The organism is Bradyrhizobium sp. P2_E8 (assembly GCF_056403875.1).
In genome coordinates this window covers 1-3,392 of sequence record NZ_JBFUES010000828.1, presented here as the reverse complement: position 1 = coordinate 3,392, position 3,392 = coordinate 1, and the positions used below count along the sequence as shown (strand labels likewise).

Annotated in this window: 4 protein-coding genes; 3 read left to right on the top strand and 1 reads right to left on the bottom strand. The window is 65.4% G+C overall.

Going from position 1 to position 3,392, the window contains the following annotated elements:
- Window positions 1-74: 74 nt before the first annotated feature.
- Window positions 75-815, bottom strand: coding sequence for a TetR/AcrR family transcriptional regulator (locus AC1D00_RS32600; RefSeq protein WP_404557922.1), 741 nt, complete (start codon window positions 813-815; stop codon window positions 75-77).
- A gap of 107 nt (window positions 816-922) precedes the next feature.
- Between AC1D00_RS32600 and AC1D00_RS32595 the strand changes: the two genes are divergently transcribed.
- The 3 genes from AC1D00_RS32595 to AC1D00_RS32585 all read left to right on the top strand — a co-directional run bounded on the left by AC1D00_RS32595 (window position 923) and on the right by AC1D00_RS32585 (window position 3,388).
- Window positions 923-2,320, top strand: coding sequence for a carotenoid oxygenase family protein (locus tag AC1D00_RS32595; RefSeq protein WP_477013495.1), 1,398 nt, complete (start codon window positions 923-925; stop codon window positions 2,318-2,320).
- A gap of 152 nt (window positions 2,321-2,472) precedes the next feature.
- Window positions 2,473-2,736 carry a hypothetical protein gene (locus tag AC1D00_RS32590; RefSeq protein ID WP_477013494.1) on the top strand — a complete coding sequence of 88 codons (264 nt, stop codon included), beginning with the start codon at window positions 2,473-2,475 and terminating at the stop codon, window positions 2,734-2,736.
- A gap of 76 nt (window positions 2,737-2,812) precedes the next feature.
- Window positions 2,813-3,388, top strand: coding sequence for a hypothetical protein (locus AC1D00_RS32585; protein ID WP_477013493.1), 576 nt, complete (start codon window positions 2,813-2,815; stop codon window positions 3,386-3,388).
- Window positions 3,389-3,392: the final 4 nt, after the last annotated feature.

The following is a 3,392-nucleotide window of genomic DNA, read 5'->3' as shown; positions in this document are numbered from 1 at the left end:
GAAGATCATCGGCACGCGCGGCCGCGCCGTCGAACTCGCGACGATGCGCTAGGTGCTGCGCCCGATCGACGGCACTATGCCGGCAGCTTCGCCGTAATCGGCGCCGTCAGCATCGCCTCGAGCAGCCGCTCGGTCGTCGTGCCCTCGGGCAGCCGCTCGAGGATGTCCGAGAGCCGCCCGTCGAGCAGCAGTGTGGTGAAGCCGTGCACCATCGACCAGGCCCGCGCGATCGCGGCGCCCTGGTCGAGCGTCAGGGCGTCGCCGCTGATCTGCTCCTGCCGCATCGCGCCGATGGCATTGGCAAGTCCGGCGAAGGAAGCCTCGGCCGCCTCGTGCAACGAGGGCCTGGAATAGTCGAGCCGCTCGGTGCGGAACATGATGCCGTACATGCCGGGATGGGCCTGCGCATAGGCCACATAGGCTTTCGGCCGCGCCAATGCCCGCGCGAGCGGTGTGGTGGCGGTGTCGCAGGCCGACGCCATCGCCGCGTTGAACTGGCGGAAGCCGACGGCCGCAAGCTCGCTGAGAAGGCCGGTGAGATCGCCGAAATGATGGGTCGGCGCGGCATGCGAAACGCCCGCCTCGCGCGCCACCGCGCGCAATGTCAGGCCGGCAAGCCCGTCGCGCTCCAGCACCCGTTCGGCGGCCTGGAGCAGCGCCTCGCGCAGGGCGCCGTGATGATACGGCGTCTCCGTCTTCGCACTGGCCGGACGGCGTGCAGGACGCCCGCTCGTTGCCGACGATGTCTTCCTCGGGGCGCGCACGATGCGCGCCGCTTCGGACCTGGTTTCGCTCTTCGGATCGCTCTTGCCCATGAACCAACCTATATGACGCAATATTGACAGTGTAAAGATTTCGCTTGACCGGCGCGGCGATCGGCCCTATTTGATCTTTACGATGTAAAGATAAGGAGGGATACGCCGTGCAGCAGAACGCCATCACTGAGCGCCACAACAATATCGCGCCGATTCCGTTCGAGGCCGACGCGCCCTTCCTCAAGATCGTCGGCGAATTGCCGCGCGAGCTGAACGGCACGCTCTATCGCAACGGCCCCAACCCGCAGTTCGATGCGCCCGGCGCGCACTGGTTCGTCGGCGACGGCATGCTGCACGCCTTTCACCTCGAGAATGGCCGCGCCAGCTACCGCAACCGCTGGGTCCGCACGCCGAAATGGCTCGCCGAGCACGACGCAGGCCGCGCCTTGTTCGGCGGCTTCGGCCGCAAGCTGCCGGATGCGCCGCAAAACCTCACCGACGGTGGCGTCGCCAACACCAACATCATCTTCCACGCCGGCAAGCTGCTGGCGCTGGAAGAAGCGCATTTGCCGACCGAGATCGAGCCGGGCACGCTGGCCACGCGCGGCTATCACAACTATCAGGGCCGCGTCGCCGGCAGTTTTACCGCGCATCCCAAGGTCGATCCCGTCACCGGCGAGATGCTGTTCTTCGGCTACAACGCCGCGGGGCCGCTGACGCCTGCCCTCTCCTTCGGATCGATCGATGCATCCGGCAAGGCGACGCGCTTCGAGCGTTTCGAGGCGCCCTATGCCAGCATGGTGCATGACTTCATCGTCACCGCGAACCATGTGCTGTTTCCGATCCTTCCCATCACCGGCAGCATGGAGCGCGCGATGAGCGGACGGCCGCCCTATGCCTGGGAGCCGGACAAGGGCGCCTATGTCGGCGTGATGAAGCGCAACGGCACGGCGAAAGACATCGTCTGGTTCCGTGCTGAGGCCTGCTACGTCTTCCACGTCATGAACGCGTGGGAGGACGATAACCGCATCATCGCCGACGTCATGCAGTTCGAGGAGGCGCCGCTGTTTCCGCATCCCGACGGCCGGCCGACCGATCCGGAGAAATCGCGCGCCCGCCATTGCCGCTGGACGTTCGATCTCTCAGGCAACACCGATCGTTTCCAGCAGACGTACCTGGACGATCTCACCGGCGAATTCCCGCGCATCGACGATCGTCGCGCCGGGCTGAAGAGCCGTCACGGCTGGTACGCCTGCGCCAATCCAAGACTGCCGATGTTCGGCGCACTCTCCGGCATCGTCCATGTCGACGGCAACGGCAAACGGCTCGGCCATTATCTGCTGCCCGCCGGCGACACCATCTCCGAGCCGGTGTTCGTCGAGCGATCGAGCGATGCAGCCGAAGGCGACGGCTGGCTGCTCGCGGTGGTCTGGCGCGCACGCGAGAACCGCAGCGACCTCGCCGTCTTCAATGCCACCGACATCGAGGCCGGCCCCGCCGCCTTGGTGCAACTCGGCCACCGCGTGCCGGACGGCTTTCACGGCAACTGGGTGGGAGCGGCGTAGCTCTCACCGCGTCATTCCGGGGCGCGACGACGTCGCGAGCTACGATGCGCAATTGCGCATCTGAGAATCCATTTCACCGTGTGTTCTGAAGCCCGATGGGCTCCGGGCTCGACGCTTCGCGTGCTCCGGAATGACAGAAAGAGGAGTTTCCTATGCACATGCCCTCGATCACAGCCGCCTGCCTCGCCGTCCTCGCCCTGACCTGCGCCGCGCTCGCAGTCCAGACGATCCGGCTGCGGCGGAGCCGCCATACCGTCTTCAACGGCGGCATCTTGCTCTGCCTCGGCCTCTTGATCGTCTCCGCGCTGCCGATCCTGTCGCGCCTGCCCTGGGTGGAATTGGCCGAGGAGGCATCTGACCAAGTCGTTGCAGGCCTTCATCTTTTGGAGGTCGCCTACGTCATTTTGACACTGTAAAGATTTTACTTGACGAGCACCGCCCCCTAAAGTAGAAATCTTTCCACTGTAAAGATTGGCCTGACCGAGGCGGTCCATGACGATTTTCCTGATCCTCGCGCCCTACGGCGCCTTCACGTTCCTGATGCTGGTGACGTCGGCCACGGTCAGCGTGTTCGCGGCTTCCGCGATCTGTCTCGCCACCGTCGCGATCGATGTCGCGCAGGGCCGGTCGGTGAAGATCCTGGCTGCGGGCTCGGCGATCGTGTTCGCCGCAATCGGCCTCTACCTCGCGCTGCGCGACCCCGCGCTGGGCACGCTCGGCGTCAAGCTGTCGGTCGATGTCGGCATCTTCGTCATCTCGCTCGGCTCGATGTTGCTCCGCCGTCCCTTCACGCTGCAATATGCGGTTGAATCGGTCCCGGCCGAAACCGCGGCGATGCCCGGTTTTCTCTATGCCAATTACGTCATCACCGGCGCATGGACCGCGGCCGCGCTGCTGATGGCGGCCGCCAATCTCGTGCTGCTCTACGTCCCCGGCCTTCCCCTCTGGTCGAGCCTTGCGGTCGCCTTCGCCGCCCGCAACAGCGCGATCTACTTCACAAAATGGTATCCCGAGTATCGCCAGATCAAGTACGGTACGCCGGCCGCCGCACTGCCCAACGCTCGCTGAACAG